This window comes from Gardnerella sp. DNF00497B (assembly GCF_049262725.1).
GTDB classification, from domain to species: Bacteria; Actinomycetota; Actinomycetes; order Actinomycetales; family Bifidobacteriaceae; genus Bifidobacterium; species Bifidobacterium leopoldii.
Genome location: NZ_CP058400.1, coordinates 1449889 through 1468522, shown reverse-complemented (window position 1 = coordinate 1468522; position 18634 = coordinate 1449889). Strand labels below are relative to the sequence as shown.

Genomic DNA, 18634 nt, shown 5'->3' with positions numbered 1-18634 from the left:
CGGATGAAATGAGCTTATGATGCGGAAAGTTATTGTGTGCAAAAGGTTGTTGCGCAAAATTAGTGATTATGACAGAGGGACGGTAACTGCTGAATTTTCTATTGTTTTGCCTTGTGCATTAATACTGTTATTTGTATTGATTGGCATAGGTAGAGCAGTTGTATGTACTATGAATTGTCATGATGCTGCTGCGCAAGTTGCGTATTATCTTGTGACTCATAAGGACGATAAAGCTGCCGCAAGTATCGTGCAGTCGGTCGCAGGTCAAGGAGCGTCGGTGAAAATAAGTCGTAGCAATAATATGGCGAATATTGTTGTTAAATGTCCTCTTATTCCTGATCCTCTTCATATTTTGCCGCCTCTAGTGGAAAGTCATGTAAGCCAGGTTTTAGTATGAGTAGGCGCAAGAATTTTGTGAAGCATTCAATAAATTTCATTCATAAGCGATGTAAGGGCATCGACTGCGGTTCTGGCACTATGCTTGGCATTATGCTAGTGATCGCAGTCTGCTCAATACTAGTGCTTTCTGCTATTTTATGTAATGTTCTCGGAGCTAAACATCAAGCTTATGCTGTTGCAACTTCTGCTGCTTTATCTGGTGCTTCTGCGTTGCAAAGGATGGAGGATAATGCGTGTGAGGTTGTTGCGCGTACTGTTGCTTCAAGCAATGCTTTTTTGAAATCTTGCAACTCTACTAGTAATGATGTAACTGTTCGTATTTCTGTTGGGCTGAATATTCCATTTGCTTCTAACGTGGAAGTTTCTGCTAGAGCAGGACTAGAAGATTGCAATAAGTAGTAAGTAGCAAAAAACGAATATAAATATCAGCAGTCGGGTGGCGGCTGCTGATAGTCTTAACTAAGATATATCGGGGAAATAGTTAGGTCGCGGTAGGTTAGGAAACATGGCACTTGCACTGTATCGTAGATATCGTCCTGACACGTTTGATGGTGTTATTGGGCAGGATCAGGTTACCATACCTTTGTCTAGAGCATTAGACCAAGGGAAAATAACGCATGCATATTTATTTTCTGGACCACGTGGATGCGGTAAAACAAGTTCTGCGCGAATTTTAGCTCGCTGCATTAATTGCGAAAAAGGACCAACTTCGCACCCATGCGGAGAGTGCCAAAGCTGTAAAGATTTAGCTACTGGCGGTGCAGGTTCTATCGACGTTGTAGAGATTGATGCTGCAAGCCATAACGGTGTCGATGATGCTAGAGAGTTGCGTGAGCGTGCTGGTTTCGCTCCTGCTCGTGACCGTTATAAGATTTTCATTCTCGACGAAGCTCATATGGTTACACAGCAAGGTTTTAATGCTTTGCTTAAGATTGTAGAAGAGCCGCCTGAGCATGTAATGTTTATTTTTGCTACCACTGAGCCGGATAAAGTTATTGGCACTATTCGCTCGCGTACACACCATTATCCTTTCAGACTTGTGCCTCCAGAGGTAATGTCTCCATATCTTGAAGATATTTGCAAAAAGGAAGGTATTCTGCCGCAGCCGGGAGTTCTTCGCCTTGTTATGCGCGCTGGTGCGGGATCAATGCGAGATACGTTATCTGTGCTCGATCAGCTTATGGTGGGTGCTGTTGATGGTTCAATTTCTTTGGATTCTGCGGTTGCTTTATTAGGTTTTACGCCTAATTCATTGATTAGCGAATTCATTGACGATCTTATTAATCATGATGGTGCTTCGATATACGATGTAGTTCGTCGCGTTATTGTTGGAGGTTACGATACTCGTAAGTTTGTAGAAGATTTATTAGGTAGAGTTCGTGATTTGTTGCTTATGGTATCTGCAGGTCCTAAAGCGGCTTCAAGCTTACTTAATGATGTTTCTCCAGAAGATTTGGAAATATTGAATAAGCAATCTGCAAGCATGACATTGCATGATTTAGCACGTATGGCTCAAACAATTAATGATGCTTTAAGTGCAATGGCTAGTGCAATTTCTCCTCGCATGAATTTGGAAATTTTAGTTGCTCGTTTGCTTGCAGACAGCGAAACTTCAAATACTGTTGCAACTAATTTGCGCATCAATAACGTGCAACAACAAAATATTTCCACTTCTACGCAGAATATTCAAAATAAAGTATCTTCTGGTGCTCATTTCGTAGGTTCTACAAGCAATAAGAAATATGTTTCTGCAGATAGTGAGAATAATAGTACTTCAAATTCTTCACTACCTTCTGAAACTACAGCATCTCCTATTGCTAAAGCAGAAACGCAATCTGCTACAAACACAAAAGAAACGGAATCTAAAAAAGTGTTTTTGAACGATGCGCATAATGCTAATTCAAAGAATGATTCCATGGATACTGATGCAATGTGGGATAAAGTAGTTTCAAAATTGCCTGATGACGTACGTGAGTATGTAACTCGTGAGTATGTTCCTACAGTGCAACTTACTTCAGCACAATCAGGTCGACAGCGTCTTATTTTGACTTTTAATGAGCCTATGAGTCAACATGCGTTTGCGCTCGCAGTATGCACTACTTCTCCATATGATGGACAAAAAGTGCCAAAAGTAGTAATGAATGAAGTGCATGAGATATTTGGCACGCAAGTAATGATTGCTCCTGCACCAGTTGCTGCTAATGGTGAACAAGTAGAATCTGTTGCTCGAATGGATCCGCAGAAGCTTGCAAAAGTTAAGCGCGATATTTTATTGCGTAAAACAGGTATATCTGCTGGTTTTAGTAATAAAACTGATTCTGATAGCAGCGGAATAAATAAAAATCCTACTAAAAAAGAATCTTCGGGTTTTAGTGGCGCTGATGGCTCCGCAGCATCAGTAGCTTCTGAAAATACTGCGGATGAGTTAAGTGATGTTGCGAATGCGGATGATGATGTTTGGGCAGACATGTCGTCTATGCCTATGTCGGATGTGATTGCAATGCCAGAAAACTCTTCTTCTGAAGAGTCTTCTTCTAAAGGCTCTTCTATTGAAGATGAGCCTATGAATCATGATGACGAGATTACAATACAGAAGAGTTCGCATTCTCATAACCAAGATGAAGCTATTTCTGGTGTCTTGGATCAAGATAAACTACAGTCTCAAGTTCAGAATGCAACTAATACTTCAGAATTGTCTGCTGAATCAATTCAGACTACTGTTTCTCCTACGAATGGAGCTACTGCTGACGAATGTTCAATGGACGATGCTTCATTAGAATCAGCAACATCTGTAAGCACTGATGAGCTTAAACAAATTTTTGAAGTTAAATCTGTTGAAGAATTTGCTTCTACTGATCCTAAAAATCCTAAAAATGCGATTATGAGCGTTAAGAAAAAGCAAGAGGAGTAGTTTACAGTGCATAATTCATCGTCATATGATGGAGCAATTGGTCGCTTAATTGAAGCATTTTCAAAGCTTCCAGGGATTGGACCTAAAGGCGCTCAGCGTATTGCGTTTTACTTACTTTCTTCCTCGGATAAAGATGTTCAAGAGCTAATAGACGCAATTAATAACATGAAAGAAAGTGTGCGTTTTTGTGATGTATGCGGAAACGTATGCGAGCAGAGTCCTTGCATAGTATGCGCAGATCCTCGGCGTGATCATAGCAAAATTTGCGTAGTTGAAGAACCTAAAGACATTATGAGTATTGAGCGAACTCATGAGTATTCAGGTGTTTATCATGTTCTTGGTGGTGCAATTAACCCAATGGCAAATGTTGGGCCTGGGGACTTAGCAATTACGCAATTACTTGAACGTCTTAAAGATGCAAAAGTTCAAGAAATTATTCTTGCGCTTGATCCTGATATAGAAGGTGAAGCGACTGTTACGTATTTGGCTCGATTGCTCGATCCTCTAGGAATTAAAGTTACTCGCTTGGCAAGTGGATTGCCTGTTGGTGGAGATTTAGAGTATGCGGATGAGATCACTTTAGGTCGTGCATTTTCTGGTCGTCAATCTGTGTAATTTTGAATATTGTTTTTATGCGCACAAGTCATTATCAATAAATAGGGCATAGTTGGTAGTCTGATATCGAAGCCATTATTCGGCATATCCTGTGCGTTTATCAATATTGACATGAGCAAGGGGTAAAAATTGGCGCTTATCGTACAGAAATACGGTGGTTCTTCTGTAGCGGATACGGATTCCATACAACGTGTTGCCAAACGCATTCTTTCTACAAAAGCAGAAGGCAATGATGTTGCTGTTGTAGTTTCAGCGATGGGAGATACAACTGACGATTTAATTGATCAAGCAATGAGTGTAAATACTCATCCTCCTGCTCGCGAAATGGATATGCTTATGACAGCAGGCGAACGAATTTCTATGAGTTTGCTTGCAATGGCTATTCATGCTCAAGGATCGCATGCTTATTCTTTTACTGGTTCTCAAGCTGGATTTATGACAGATGCTCAGTTTGGAGCTGCGCATATTCGTGCGGTTAAGCCTGATCGTGTCAGAAGAGCTCTTAGCAAAGGCAGTGTTGCAATTGTTGCCGGGTTCCAAGGAATTAACGAAGTTGGAGATGACACGACTCTCGGTAGAGGTGGTTCGGATACTTCAGCTGTAGCTCTTGCGGTTGCTTTAGGTGCTGATATATGTGAGATTTACACGGATGTAGATGGAGTATTTACTGCAGACCCACGTATTGTACCAACTGCAAAACGTATTCCTGTAATCGATTATGATTCGATGCTTGAAATGTCATCTTGCGGTTCGCGCGTACTTGCGTTGCGTTGTGTTGAGTACGCGCAGCGTTTTGGTATGCCTCTTCATGTTAGAAGTTCATTCTCACATAGGAACGGAACGCTTATAGTTCCAAATAATATTAATCCGAACGATTTGCCTAATCTGAGTTAGAAAATACGAAACTAAATATTAATAGATAATGTCAAATAATCTTCGAGCTTAAAGGCGGTAACAATGGTAAACCACGATATTCTTTCGACTATGGGCGATTTATTTCCTGATTTAGGTCCGGAAACTCCTGTTATTTCTGGCGTTGCTCATGATCGCAGTGAGGCAATGATTACGGTTCGTGGTATTCCAGATATTCCTGGTATGGCTGCGAAAGTATTTACAACTCTTGCAAAAGCAAATGTAAATATTGACATGATTGCGCAAGCAAGTGCTTCTACTGGTACAGCAGATATTTCTATTACTGCTCCAGGAGCGTCAATGGAAGCAGTCCGTAAAGTTCTAGAAGAAGCGCATGATGAATTGAAATTTACTTCTATGGATGTCGTTCCAGTAGTAGGAAAAGTAGCTGTTGTTGGCGTTGGTATGAAAACACATTCAGGTCTAGCTGCTACCTTCTTCACTGCGCTAAGTGAACATGGTATAAATACTTTGATGATTTCTACTTCGGAAATTCGTATTGCTGCCATGGTTCCTGTTGAACAAATTGATGAAGCTGTTCGTGCTTTGCATACTGCTTACGGTTTGGACGCAAGCCAGGTTGAAGCAGTAGTGTACGGCGGAAGCGGGCGCTGAAGCAATTTAAATTATTAAATTAACTAAATTGTAGAATTGTAAAAACTGTAGAAATTATACGTACTTACTTTTAGGGGAGTCTCGATGACAATTATCAACGAAAAAGGCGTGAACGTGGCAGTACTTGGCGCAACTGGCCAAGTTGGTATGGTAATGCGTCGAGTGCTTGACGAGCGCGATTTTCCAATAAAAGATTTACGTTTTATGGCTTCCGCTCATTCTGCTGGCACAGTTTTGCAATATCGTGGCAAAGACGTAGTCGTAGAAGATGTAGAAAAAGCAGATTTGCACGGAATTGACATAGCTATTTTTTCTGCAGGCGGCGGAACTTCAAAAATTTGGGCTCCGAAATTCGCTGAAGCTGGCGCAATTGTAGTAGATAATTCTTCGCAATGGCGTATGCATAACGATGTGCCTTTGGTAGTTGCGGAAGTAAACCCTGAAGATTTAGATACTATTCCAAGAGGAATAGTAGCAAATCCAAATTGCACAACTATGGCTTGCATGCCTGTATTAAAGCCGCTTGCTGATGCTTTTGGATTAAAACGTTTAATTGTTTCGTCTTACCAAGCTGTTTCTGGCGCCGGTCGAGCCGGTGCTTTGCAACTCATGAATGAGGCTCAAGCTGCATTAAACCAAGGAGCAGATAAACTCGTTTTCGACGGTAGTGCAATAGATTTCCCTGAACCTACAAAAGTTGCTTGTACTATTGCTTTTAATGTAGTGCCTTTTATCGGTTCAATAGTTGATGACGGTTCTGAAGAAACTGACGAAGAACAAAAATTGCGCAATGAAAGCCGTAAGATTTTGCATTTGCCAAATCTTGCAGCCTCATGTACTTGTGTGCGCGTAGGTGTTTTCACTGGTCACGGCATGAGTGTAAACGCTGAGTTTGAGCATGATGTAACTCCAGACATGGCTCGCGAAGTATTAAGCAAGGCTGAAGGAGTTGAGCTTAACGATATTCCTACTCCTCAGCTAGCGGCAGGAAAGTCTGCAAGTTATGTTGGTAGAATTAGGCAAGACCAAGCGATCGATGGAAATAAGGGATTGGCACTTTTCATCACTAACGATAATTTGCGAAAAGGTGCTGCACTAAATGCTGTGCAATTGGCTGAAATTATTGCTAAAAAGCGTAATTTCCTAAACTAATTATGGTTATATTGCGCTCGCGATTATGTAAGATTTTGCGTAAACTGGAATTATGTCAATAGCATCTGAAGAAATACAGCAGCAACTCGATCGTATAGTGGCACTTGGGTATCCAGATGTGGCTGATATGAGTGCCGATGCTTTTCGTAAGTTGGCAAATCCTATATTGTGTGCGCTTGAAAATAGTAGTTTAGGTGCGAATATTTTATTGGTTCCTACGCGTGAATTAGTTTCGCCTGAATCGTTGATTTCTCGTACGAGTATTAATCGCATGGCTGGATTCACCACTATGCCTCCGCGAGATATCATAAGTTTTCTTCCCAAAGACGGGTATGAGTTTCCTAAAGGCCCGTTCTATATAGTCGTCGATCCACATACTGGCTCATCGTATTTGAATCGAGAGCCTGATGTCGCTCGTAAGCTTATTGATTCTGATGAACGTTTGCCTCTTACTCTTGAGGAAGGGCTTGCTATTGCAACACAGCATCCAGATTGGCTTGAAAGCAAGAATGGATTTAATTTGCTTGGTTCGCAAAGCGCAGATGGGCGTGTGCCAAGTATATGGATGAGTCAGTGTGCTCCGCGTTTAGGTGCTGTTTGGCCAAATTCTCGTCATACTTGGCTTGGTAATGCATATTGCATGGAAAGATGTGGAGTGTCGTCGCTGAAGTAAGTTAGCGAATTTTGCGCTCATTTAGTAAAATAGTACGAAATATAACGGTAGATAATACAAATAAAGAGAAGTTGAATTTTTATAGTTTCTCATATTGTGAAGGTGCATTGTGGCATATATAACTTTTGATCATGTAGTGAAAGAATACCCATCAGGTTCTGGTGCTGTGCGAGCTTTAGATGATGCCAGTTTTACTGCACAAAGCGGTGAGCTTACAGTAATCTTAGGTGCATCTGGCGCTGGAAAAACTACAGCATTAAATATTTTGGGCGGTATGGATACTGCGACAAGCGGTCGTGTTGTTGTTGGCGATTGCGATGTTACTAAGCTAAAAGGTCGTAATTTGGTTCGCTACCGCAGAGAAGACATTGGTTTTGTTTTTCAATTTTATAATTTAGTTCCAAATTTAACTGCTCTTGAAAACGTAGAGCTAGCTTCGCAAATTTGTGCAGATCATTTTGACCCTGCTCAAACGCTTATTGATGTTGGCTTGAAAGAAAGGCTTCATAATTTCCCAGCGCAACTTTCTGGCGGTGAGCAGCAACGCGTATCTATTGCGCGCGCTCTTGCTAAAAAACCTAAACTATTGCTATGTGACGAGCCTACTGGTGCTTTGGATTATGAAACAGGTAAGGCAGTATTGCAATTATTGCAAGATATTTGCCGAACTGAAGGCATGACAGTGCTGATTATTACTCATAATGCTGCCATTGCTCCGATGGCTCACAAAGTTGTTCGTTTCCGTTCTGGAAAAGTTGTAGACGAAACTGTGCAAGAACATCCTATGGCTATAGCCGATATTGAGTGGTGATTAGGTGGTTGTTATGCGGAAAGTAGCAGCAGTTTCAAAGCAATCTGATAATAAAAATGCCAATAATGGTGGTGAAGTTAAGCGCATGCATTCGTTGCTGCCAATAGTATTTATTAGCGCAATTAGAATGTGGGTTCGCGAATGGCGCCGCTTTTGCGTTCTTGCGGTTATTGCAATGCTTGGCGTTGCTGTTATGACTGGTATTTATGCAGGATGCAACGACATGTTTCTCGCTACTAACGATATGTATGCGAAATTGCATGCTTATGATTTGCAAATCGTATCTACTCTTGGTTTAACTAAAGACGATGTTGCAGCATTACGCGCGTTGCCAAGTGTGAGTGAAGTTGAAGCAGAGCGTTCTTGGAAAGCAACAGCGCACGCAACAGATGATGCAAAGTCTTCATACGCAATGAATTTCGTGCATTATGTAGAATCACAAAAAAATCTTAATCGCTTGCATTTGCTTAAGGGCAACATGCCTAAAAATAATAGTGAAGCTGTTGTAACTCAGCGATTTTTACACGATAGTGGATTGAGCATTGGCAATGTGATAGTAGTCAACGTGCAGCAAAATGCGGGCGTTGGAAGTCTTGGTTCTTCTAATTCAAAGTCTAAAACTTATCGTTTGCGCATAACTGGTAGCGTGCTAGATAGCAACGATTTAAACAATCCTGATGGCTATCAATCTAAAGCATTTCGTAACTCTGTGACGTCTAGATACCCAATATTTACTTCTGCTGCTCCTGATAACGTGACTAGCTTGCCGTATACAGCAATGTCGGTGCGTTTGAATGATGCTCAACGTGTCAATGTTTTTTCTAAAGATTATCGTGGCATTGTTGACGATGCATCTGAACAGATTCAGGAACTCGTGCAATCTAAACGCGAAAAAGCTCGACGTAATCAAATTATCGACAAACAAGTTAATTTAGAATTAAAAAATATTATTGCAAATGATCCTAGGCTTCAGCGCGCTCCAAATTTTGTTAAAGAGCAAGCAAAAAAGCAAATTTGTAAACAAATTAAGTCAGAGATTCAAAAACGTGTTCCTCAAGCTCAATGGCATATATCTACTCGCATAGCTAACGATAGTTATGCAAGTTTGCGTTCTGACGTTGCTTCAATACAGTCACTTGGATACGCTTTCCCAGCGGTATTTCTTGTTGTAGCAATGATGATGAGTTTAACTGCTATGGCTCGTATGGTTGAAGAAGAGCGAGGGCTTATTGGTACATACTTAAGTTTGGGATACGGTCGTTCTACTGCAGTAACAAGACATGCTTTCTTCGCGATATTTGCGTGCTTTGTTGGCGGCGGAATTGGCGATATTATGGGTTTTCTTGCAATCCCTTCACTTTTACTAAAAATCTTGCGTGGTTTATACGCTGTGCCAGACGTTAGGTTGAAGTATGACTGGCTATATGGCTCTTTGTGTGTGCTAGCATTTGTGATTCCTGTTGCAATATGCACAATCGTTGTTAGTTGGCGAGAAACAAAGCAAGTTCCTGCAGCTTTGTTAAGACCAAAAGCTCCAAAAGCTGGTTCTCGCGTTCTTCTTGAAAGGTTGCCTTGGATTTGGAAGCGAATGAGTTTCTTAAATAAGGTTACCGTTCGCAATTTGGCGCGATTTAAAGGCAGATTGTGCATGACTATTGGTGGAGTTGCTGGTTGCACAGCGCTTATTGTTTGCGGTCTTGCTTTGAACGATACTGTTGCGACCTTGGGTATTCGCCAATACGAGGGAATTTATCGATACGATATGATTTCTATCTCGGCTCCAGGATCTTTCCAAAATATGAAGAAAAGCGTTGAGCAAGACAAGTCAAACAATAAAGTAGAAACTATACTTCCGGCTTATGTGGGCTCTGGAGAAATAGCTAAAAGCCAATCAAATAAGTCGAATAGTCGTCATGTTGAGGATGCGGAAAGCGTGCAGTTGATTGTTGTAAAAGACACAAAAGCTTTGTCTCATCTTGTAAATTTGCAGGATGTGAACAATAATTTGCAAACTATTAAACTTACGGATGAAGGTCCGTTGCTTTCTCAAAGCGCTGCTGCATCTCTGGACATTACTCGTGGTAGCGAAATTAATGTGACGAATACTAGTTTTAAACGTGCGAAGGTTAAAGTTAAAGCTATTGTTCGTAATCTTATCGGTTCTAATATTTACATGACTGAACGTTGCTACGAACGCTTATTTAATGGTGAAAACAGTAAGCTTCTGAAACATAATGCGTTAATTTTGCGTTTGCGCGGTAGCGATAATAATAAAATTAAATATGCTGACAAGGTTTCTGAACGTGACGGTGTGCTTGCTGTTATGAATATTACGCGTATGAAGCATGCTTTTAGTTTTGATCTTATGAATGCTGTTGTTGCTTTAATCGTAACTTTGGCTGCTGGCTTAGCTTTAGCTGTGCTTTTTACTCTTGCAAGTACTAATATTTCGGAACGTACTCGCGAAATGGCTACGCTGAAAGTTCTTGGTTTTTATCGTAGAGAAGTTCATTCCTATGTGCATAAAGAAATGCTTACCTTAACTGTTATCGGCATTGCAGTTGGATTGCCATTAGGAAGGCTTATTGCAGGATTGTTGACTAGCGCGCTTCGTATGCCGTCTTTGTATTTTGAAGTTGAAGTAGCTCCTTTAAGCTATTGCATTGCTGGCGTTGCAACACTAATTTTTGCGTTAATTGTGCAATGGGCTACCAACCCAGCTTTGGATCGCATAGATCCAGTAAGCTCACTTAAAAGTGTGGAATAGTTGCGCGAATTGTGGAATGCGTAATGAATAGTTAAGGGTTCCTATAAAATTAGAAATTCGTGGCTATTAAGGAACGGAGTTGTAATAATGAGTGAGACTGTGAATAGTGACATTAATGTAGGTTCTAAACAAACAGAATCTACAGAGACGCACAATAGCACATCTTCTCATAATCAATCTTCTAGCGTATCTGCGCAAGAAAATGCAAGTAGCAATACAAACCAAATGGAGCGTAGTCTTACCAAGCGTCATGTGCAATTTATTGCTATTGGCGGCACAATTGGAACAGGTTTGTTCCTTGGTTCTGGAAAATCAATTAGCTTAACAGGTCCGAGTATTGTATTCGTTTACATTATTGTGGGCTTGATTATGTTCCTGCTGATGCGTGGTATTGGTGAGCTAATGTACAAGGATCCAAACCAGCATACTTTTATTAGTTTTATTACGCGTTATCTTGGCAGAGGTTGGGGTAATTTTGCTGGATGGTCGTATTGGTTTGTGCTTGTACTTATTGGTATGAGCGAAATTACGGCAGTTAGTACGTATTGCGTCACATTCTTCCAAACTTTCGATATTGACGTAAGTCATTGGAAATGGCTTATAGAAGTAGTATTTTTAGCGGCTTTAGTGTGCATAAATTTGGTAGCTGTAAAGCTATTTGGGGAAACTGAGTTTTGGTTCTCAATGATTAAAATCACGCTAATTGTTGCTCTTATTGTTACAGCCGTAGTTATGGCTTTAGTTGGTTACCATTACTCTGCAGCTCCTTTGCATGGTGGCGTAATAAGTCCTGCTGGTCACGCTGGATTAGATAATATTTTCAACAATTTTTCGCTTATGCCAAACGGATGGCTTTCTTTCTTAATGAGCTTCCAAATGGTGTTTTATGCGTACCAGCTTATTGAGTTTGTTGGTGTGACTGTTTCGGAAACTAAGAATCCTCGTCAGGTTTTACCAAAGGCTATTAACGAGATTATTGTGCGCGTACTAGTTTTCTATGTTGGCGCTCTTATAGCGATTATGCTTATTGTGCCGTGGCAACAGTTTAAAGCTACGAATGCGGAAGGCGTATTTATGTCACCATTCATTATGGTGTTCCAATACGCAGGATTGCATTGGGCTTCTGCGCTTGTGTTCTTTGTGGTTATTACAGCTGCTTCTTCTGCGCTTAATTCTTTGCTGTATTCTGCTGGTCGCCACATGTATCAGATTGCGCTTGAGTCACCTTCGCCTCTTTTGGGTAAGTTGCGTAAGGTTTCACGCACGAAGGTTCCTGCTCGCGCGATTTTGTTCTCGTCTGCTTTGATTCTTCTTTCGCCAATTATTAATTCGATCCCTGGCATTCATGGTGCGTTTATTTTGTTTGCTTCGGCTTCTTCTGCAGTGATAATCATGATTTATATTTTGATTATGGTTACGCATCGTAAGTACCGTGAATCTGCTGATTTTATGCCAGACGGTTTCGTTATGCCGCATTATAAGCTTTTGAATTCTATTACTATAGCGTTCTTTGCTTTTGTGTATGTGACTTTGTTTATTAGTGACGATACACGAGCTTCTGCAATTGGTGGACTAGTGTGGCTCGTATTGTTCGGCGGATACTGCGCCTTACATCAGCATTGGCAGAATCGCGATTTAGCTGAAGCTTTGGGGAAGTAGGGTACTTCTTTACTTGATTTCTGTTATGCTTGCTGTGTGCGAATTATTGTTGCAGATTGCAGTGCAGAGTATACAGGTAGGTTAAATGCCACGCTTCCTTTAGCTAAGCGAGTGTTGCTTATTAAAGCAGATGGCAGCGTACTTATTTTTTCTGAGCTTGGTGCGTATAAACCTCTTAATTGGATGGTAGCTCCTTGTACTATGCGTGTTTTACGTAAAGAAGATAGCGGCGAATCCGATGCTGGCATTGTTGTAGATGGCTGTATTTTGCGTGTTGCTGCTGCTAAAAGCGATGATTTGCTTATGATTTCGCTTGAGCATGTTTATAGTGATAATACTTACGATTTGGGTGAGGATCCTGGCTTAGTTAAAGATGGTGTTGAGGATCATTTGCAACGTTACTTGGCTGAGCAGATTGAACGAATCGGCGATGGTGCCACGTTGGTGCGCCGTGAATATCCTACGGCTATCGGCCCAGTGGATATTATGGCTCAGGACGCGGATGGTGTACATGTCGCTATTGAGATTAAGCGGCATGGCGGTATCGACGGCGTTGAGCAACTTACGCGTTATTGTGAGTTGCTGAATAGAGATCCGTTACTTAAGCCGGTTAGAGGTATTTTTGCTGCGCAAACTATTAGTCCACAAGCCCGTGTTTTGGCTGAGGATCGTGGATTTACTTGCTTAATATTGGATTACGATGAAATGCGTGGAGTCGAGTCCAACGATCTTCGTCTGTTCTAAATATGTGTTCTAAATATGTAAAAACCCCTCGGGAAGGAGGGGTTTATTATTTATGAATCGCTAGTTAATTTTGTAACAGTTTGCAAAATTACAAATCTCACGAAGCATAAAGAATATCGACTACAAAGTACAGTGTGGCATTTGCAGGAATAGTTACGTTTCCGCGCGCATCCTTCTTTTCTTCTTTACCGTAGCCATCTTCTGGTGGAATTACCAAAAGAACTTGGGAACCGACTTTCTTGCCAGTTAAGCCTTTAGTCCAACCAGGGATTACTCCTCCCGCAAGTTGGAAGTCTGCAGGTATGCCACGCAGCCAAGAAGAATCAAACTGATGGAGTTTGCCGTCTTTATCGGCAGTCCAACCAGTGTAATGAGCGGAAACTGTGTCTTTTGCAGTTACTTTTTTGCCGGTTCCTTCAATCAAAGTCTGAGAAACAAGCTTTCCGTCTGGAACGTAGTTATTTTTATCTAAGGTTGGTGCTCCAGATTTATCAAGAGTTACCTTCGGCAAATTTGCGGGAATATTCGTAACAGCTTTGCCTGTTGCTCTAGTTAGAGATTTTGATCGCGAAACCATTGTAAGAACCATAATATATGAAGGATTTTTGGCTCCTCCGCTTACGCCCAAAGCAATAGTCGTATTAATTTTTTTGCCCTTAATTAAAGCGTAATATGGTCGGCTTGTAGAGTTTTTATTAATGGAAATTGAGCAATCAACTTTGCCTTCTTTCCAAGTATTCATAAGCTCTTTGCCGGTTTTGGAGTCGAACACAATGCCCTGAGAGCATACGCGATCGCCTTCTTTAATTGTTTCTCCGTTGCCTCGTTGCAAAACGGCATAAGTATTTTGCTTTACTTTTACAGGCGTTTTCAGCGTTATTTTAGGCTTTTTGCCCAGCTCTCCTGATGCGCTTATGCCTTCCAGCAACTGCATTCCAGCTTTTTGAGCGTTTTCATCAGTTAAATTGTTATTGTCAGAATTTTCTCCGCATGAAGCAAGCACTACGCACATTGCTACTGCGCTAATAGTTGCGAAAGCGCGAAGTAAAAGAGATTTTTGTCCTAATGTTTTGATTTTTTTCATAGCCTCACATTACCGCTTGACGCTGATTTTTACATCAAAACATGCAAGTAATATTAAAAGACTGTAGAATGGTATCGTTATGACAAATATAGAAGATGCTTCTGATACAGAAGGACGACCAATGCGACGACCAATGCGACGGCTCACTTTGCGCAGTAAAATCATGCGCGGCGTTGTAGCTCCATTTTTTGCTTTGCTTGCAGTATTAAGTGTTGTTCTTGGTGTTGCCAACTCAACATTTTGGAAGCCTAGTAATGTGGTTATTGCGTACGCTAAAGTATCTGGAACTCGTTATATTGTCACTGACCCTGGTGTTTTGAATCTTGTAGATAACAGGGTTCGTATTAGTGTTGCTGCTTTGCATACGCGTAAGCCTATTTGTGTTGCTGTAGGTTTAACGAAAGACGTAAGAGGCTGGGTGGCAGGTTCTCCAGTACAAAGAATTACCGGTTTGCGTGATTGGAATAATCTTTCAGTTTCTGAAGTGTCTGGTAGAACCTCTGTGCAAGCGGGTGACTCTGTGGACATTAAGGATCCTGACGTAAAATTCCAAGAATCTAATTTATGGCCTATAGTTACATGCCAGCTTGGTTTAGCGAAATTGGCAATAAATACTGCAGATTATGTTCAATCTTCTGGTTCTGCGTCATACGATCATGCTGTTGCAAACGGCACAATGTCTAAATCAGGTACTCGCTCTAGTAAGTCAAATAGCTCTGATACTGCTTCTTCTGCACTGCGTTCGCAGGCTGCTAGACGTGTTTTGCTAATTGATTTGGGGGATAATATACCGGAAGCTTCCATAGAATTGCGGTGGCGTCGTAATCAAATTCCAGATTTTGCAACGCCTTTATATTTTGTAGGAGCACTTTTTGCAGTATTAGCTATACTTTCTGCAACTATTTTTGCAATGGCTCCGCATCGTCGTCGTAATAAGCAATTAATAGCTAGCCGTTCAGGAGCGTTGGCAGTAAAGTCTGCACAGCGTGACGAAGTCACCTTTGCTGAGGCGATTTCTGGAACCATGTCTGGTATTTTTGGTCACAAACGACACAAGAAGGATTCTGGAAGCCACGCAAGGCATGGGGATCATGCGCGTCGTCGCAAAGATCCAATGCAAAGCGGCGACTCAAATGGTATGCAAACTCGAATTGCGTCTGCTTCTACAGCGGTTGCATCTACTGATTCTTTGGCTGAAACTACTGTTATTGCACAAGATGAAATGCTTGCGTTTGCCGCGCGCTTTATGCAGCAACATGACGATAATTCTTATTTAGATGACTTAGGCAATGCTGATGATGAATTTAATGATTTGCACAATCAGGATGCTGCGGCAAACGGGGAAGATTTAGCAAATGCGGAAGATATAGGGAATGCGAAATATTCTGGAAATTCAGCGGAATCAGCAAATTCAGAAAATAAGCAATATAAGCGGAATTCTCAGAATATTAAGACTCCGCGAAATAAGAAAAAATCTTACGCAAGCGCGTCGGATGGCAATAGTCTGAACGATCATAAGGATAAGCATCAGCAGCAAAATAAGTATGCACAGCAGAATAACAAGAGGCGTAACCGTCAGAACGATAGAAACAATGCTAATAATTCTGAAAAGTTTGCAAAGAAACGTTTAGAAACGGTCAAGCCTTCAGATAGTAATAGCAAGATTTCACATGAATCTAGTAAGAAAAAGCTTAATGATCACGAAAACTATCGCAACTCAGAATCAAACAAGCGTCAAAATTCGTCTAAAAATAGCAACGATAAGCAGTCTCGCATAAAACGAAATGGGTTTAGAGGAGACGGTGGTAACGGTCGTTACAGAAAAAATGGGAAAGGCTACCGCGGTAATTCTTCAAGTGAGCGAGGAAATGAATAAAATGCGTAATACTAATGTCGATATTCACCGCGTAAACAGTAAAAATAGAGGCGTATTGCGCAACAACATAGTCACATTAATAGCATGTGTTGTATCAACGGTTATGGTAACTGGATTATCTGCTTGCGATGGGCAGGTGCCGAAACCTGCTGAAGCGCGTAGTAATCAAGAGTTGCCTAATGTGACTATGCTCCAAGAAAAAGATATCCGCTTGGGGTTGCTTCGCACTCTAGAAAAGGCAAATGACGAAAAAGATGTGGATTCATTATCTCAAGCAGTTTCTGGACCTGCTCTCGATATTCGCACGAGCGAGCTTACGATTGCAAACAAAACTGGAAACTTAGATCCTAAGACCACTATTCCGCGTGAAGCCGCGCAAACTATTGTGCCAACTAATTCTGGTTGGCCAAGAGATTTAATGACTATTACAACTACTACTAAAGATCAACAGTCAAAACGTTTGCTGGTTTTACGTCAACAGAGAGCGCGTTCGAATTATAAACTTTGGGCTGTTGCGCGCTTATTCCCTGGAGTGCATCTTCCTAAATTTGCTGTGCCAAGTATTGGTTCTTCAATGGGTAAATCTAATGATACTGGTTTGGTGATGACTCCAGATGAAGCGGTAGCTGCGTATGCAGACGTTTTACAAAATGGTGAAAACAGCAAGTACGCGAAGCATTTTGCTGACGATTATTTGCGTAAAAAGTTAGTTGAACTTTCTAAAGCAGTGCAAGCTGGAATGGAGCGAAATAAAGGCTCTCAAGAACAAATCTTTACACCAAATCTCAAACAAATAAGCATTATGCGTTCAAGCGATGGAAGCGATTTGGTTGTTGCGCGCATAGATTCTGTGTGGACTCGTAAAGCTGGTGAAGGGCGTGAATCTCGTCCTGCTTCTGATGAAGAAAAAGCATTATTTGGCGATGGTAAAGCAAAAGGTACTATGCGAGTAACTTACGTAAATGTTATTGCTCTAGTAGTTCCTCCAGCTAGTTCTCATATGAAGATTATTCCTGTTGGTGCTGAGCGTCAGCCTATTAAGGTAGAAGCTTTATAAATTTTGTAAGTACAATTTAGTGTGCTTGGAAAAGAGGAAAAATGGTGAGTAGTAAAGCGCAAGGCATGAATCCTGGCGGATTTTCGCTTGCTGGGGCTGTAGATTTAGAAGGCGTAAAGCGTCGCGTAGAAGCTCAAGCTAAGCAAGCTGCTAAAGCTGCATCGGGCTCTACTGGTTCTTCTGCTCCAAAAGCTGGCGGCTATGTAATCGATGTTAATGAGCAGTCTTTTCAGGCGATGGTGCAAACGTCTGTAAGTTTCCCAATTGTTATTTTGCTTTGGCAAGCTAATGACGAGGCCTATTATGATGTGGCACAGAAATTAGCGGATGCTGTTAACGCGCTTGACGGTCGTATGCAGTTAGCTCGTATCGACTCTGATGAAAGCCCAAGTATTGCTCAAGCATTGCAAGCGCAGCAGCTTCCTGCAATTTACGGTTTAATTGGCGGACGTCCTATGCCTATTGCGCAAGGTTTACCTAGCGACGAGGAATTACAGCAGATTTGTGGCACTATTTTGCCGCAATTGGTTCAGGTTGCTGAACGCTCTGGTGTTGCTGGAACTGCTCCTTTTGTGGAATCCTCGGTTGAGAAAAAGTCTGAAATGTCTAAAGACTCAGATCAAGATAGTTCCGGGAATAACTCTGTTGAGAATGTTCCGCCTGCTCATGAGCAAGCTCATTCGCTTGCTATGAAGGGTGATTATGAAGGTGCTGCACGCGAGTATGCAAAAGTAATGGAAGCAGATCCTCATGATGTGCTTGCATCGCGTGAACATGCAAAAGCTTTGTTGCTTTCGCGTAATACTAATACTGATGTTGCTGCGGTTAGAAAGGCTGCTGGCGATAATAAGGATGATTTAGATTCGCAGCTTGCAGTAGCAGATGTAGATATGATTGACGGTCATATTGATGACGCTTTTGGGCGACTGCTTGACTTCCTTGCATCTGGTCATAAGAGTGATGCGGATGCTATTCGTTCTCGTATGCTTGAGTATTTTGCCATACTTCCTGCAGATGATGAGCGTCTTGCGCGCGCTCGTCGCCGTCTTGCAATTCTTCTTTATTGATTATTGCGCGATGACGCTTTTGGGCGACTTATGTAGTATTAAACAAAAAAGCCAAGAACCACAACAATCGTGAGAAATTTGTGTGATTCTTGGCTTTAGTAGCGGGGCATGGATTTGAACCATGGACCTCTGGGTTATGAGCCCAGCGAGCTACCGAGCTGCTCCACCCCGCGTCGGCTACTTTTAGCAGCTCTATCTACGATAGGTGCAAATTTAGATTTGTCAACTTTCGGGCGTGTCTCGCTGTATTTGGTTAGAATTTTACGATTCGTGTACATGAGTGACATAGACA

At 41.5% G+C, this 18634-nt stretch carries 16 protein-coding genes and 1 tRNA gene; 15 read left to right on the top strand and 2 right to left on the bottom strand.

Annotation, left to right across the window (positions count from 1 at the left end; all coding sequences use genetic code 11):
- Window positions 1–16 precede the first annotated feature (16 nt).
- The 12 genes from HXT26_RS05800 to nucS all read left to right on the top strand — a co-directional run bounded on the left by HXT26_RS05800 (window position 17) and on the right by nucS (window position 13258).
- Complete coding sequence (locus HXT26_RS05800; RefSeq protein WP_032835337.1) at window positions 17–397, top strand: TadE/TadG family type IV pilus assembly protein; 381 nt, start codon at window positions 17–19, stop codon at window positions 395–397.
- Window positions 394–798 carry an Rv3654c family TadE-like protein gene (locus tag HXT26_RS05795; RefSeq protein WP_422111981.1) on the top strand — a complete coding sequence of 135 codons (405 nt, stop codon included), beginning with the start codon at window positions 394–396 and terminating at the stop codon, window positions 796–798. Before HXT26_RS05800 ends, HXT26_RS05795 begins: the two co-directional genes overlap by 4 nt.
- A 106-nt stretch (window positions 799–904) precedes the next feature.
- Complete coding sequence (locus HXT26_RS05790) at window positions 905–3310, top strand: DNA polymerase III subunit gamma and tau (RefSeq protein ID WP_004574186.1); 2406 nt, start codon at window positions 905–907, stop codon at window positions 3308–3310.
- 6 nt (window positions 3311–3316) lie between these two features.
- Window positions 3317–3925: a recombination mediator RecR gene (recR, locus tag HXT26_RS05785; RefSeq protein ID WP_004105782.1), complete on the top strand. Its 609-nt coding sequence runs from the start codon at window positions 3317–3319 to the stop codon at window positions 3923–3925.
- A gap of 129 nt (window positions 3926–4054) precedes the next feature.
- Window positions 4055–4819 (top strand): aspartate kinase, encoded by a 765-nt coding sequence (locus HXT26_RS05780; protein WP_422111980.1) that lies wholly within the window; start codon window positions 4055–4057, stop codon window positions 4817–4819.
- 63 nt (window positions 4820–4882) lie between these two features.
- On the top strand, window positions 4883–5452 hold the full coding sequence (locus HXT26_RS05775) for an ACT domain-containing protein (protein WP_004105778.1): 570 nt from the start codon (window positions 4883–4885) through the stop codon (window positions 5450–5452).
- A gap of 84 nt (window positions 5453–5536) precedes the next feature.
- Window positions 5537–6604 carry an aspartate-semialdehyde dehydrogenase gene (locus tag HXT26_RS05770; RefSeq protein WP_012913747.1) on the top strand — a complete coding sequence of 356 codons (1068 nt, stop codon included), beginning with the start codon at window positions 5537–5539 and terminating at the stop codon, window positions 6602–6604.
- Between the two features lie 52 nt (window positions 6605–6656).
- Window positions 6657–7277 (top strand): DUF5701 family protein, encoded by a 621-nt coding sequence (locus tag HXT26_RS05765; protein WP_004105772.1) that lies wholly within the window; start codon window positions 6657–6659, stop codon window positions 7275–7277.
- A gap of 109 nt (window positions 7278–7386) precedes the next feature.
- Window positions 7387–8088 (top strand): ABC transporter ATP-binding protein, encoded by a 702-nt coding sequence (locus tag HXT26_RS05760; protein WP_004105770.1) that lies wholly within the window; start codon window positions 7387–7389, stop codon window positions 8086–8088.
- An 85-nt stretch (window positions 8089–8173) separates the two neighbouring features.
- Complete coding sequence (locus HXT26_RS05755; RefSeq protein ID WP_241760345.1) at window positions 8174–10855, top strand: ABC transporter permease; 2682 nt, start codon at window positions 8174–8176, stop codon at window positions 10853–10855.
- 225 nt (window positions 10856–11080) lie between these two features.
- Window positions 11081–12514 carry an amino acid permease gene (locus HXT26_RS05750; protein ID WP_100066591.1) on the top strand — a complete coding sequence of 478 codons (1434 nt, stop codon included), beginning with the start codon at window positions 11081–11083 and terminating at the stop codon, window positions 12512–12514.
- 36 nt (window positions 12515–12550) lie between these two features.
- On the top strand, window positions 12551–13258 hold the full coding sequence (gene nucS / locus HXT26_RS05745) for an endonuclease NucS (RefSeq protein WP_004105764.1): 708 nt from the start codon (window positions 12551–12553) through the stop codon (window positions 13256–13258).
- A gap of 97 nt (window positions 13259–13355) precedes the next feature.
- Here the strand turns inward: nucS and HXT26_RS05740 are convergent, their stop codons facing one another.
- A complete protein-coding gene (locus HXT26_RS05740; RefSeq protein WP_116442573.1) occupies window positions 13356–14342 on the bottom strand; it encodes an FKBP-type peptidyl-prolyl cis-trans isomerase in 987 nt (328 codons plus the stop codon).
- 79 nt (window positions 14343–14421) lie between these two features.
- On the opposite strand from HXT26_RS05740, the gene HXT26_RS05735 reads away from it, so the two are divergent.
- From HXT26_RS05735 to HXT26_RS05725, 3 genes are read left to right on the top strand one after another with little or no spacing between them, the layout of a single operon-like run.
- Window positions 14422–16218 (top strand): hypothetical protein, encoded by a 1797-nt coding sequence (locus tag HXT26_RS05735; protein ID WP_422111979.1) that lies wholly within the window; start codon window positions 14422–14424, stop codon window positions 16216–16218.
- Window positions 16211–17275, top strand: coding sequence for a hypothetical protein (locus HXT26_RS05730; protein WP_004574176.1), 1065 nt, complete (start codon window positions 16211–16213; stop codon window positions 17273–17275). Before HXT26_RS05735 ends, HXT26_RS05730 begins: the two co-directional genes overlap by 8 nt.
- Before the next feature lie 41 nt (window positions 17276–17316).
- Window positions 17317–18342 (top strand): tetratricopeptide repeat protein, encoded by a 1026-nt coding sequence (locus HXT26_RS05725; protein WP_004574175.1) that lies wholly within the window; start codon window positions 17317–17319, stop codon window positions 18340–18342.
- A 99-nt stretch (window positions 18343–18441) separates the two neighbouring features.
- Here HXT26_RS05725 and HXT26_RS05720 read toward each other — a convergent pair.
- Window positions 18442–18515, bottom strand: a tRNA-Met gene (locus tag HXT26_RS05720).
- Window positions 18516–18634: the final 119 nt, after the last annotated feature.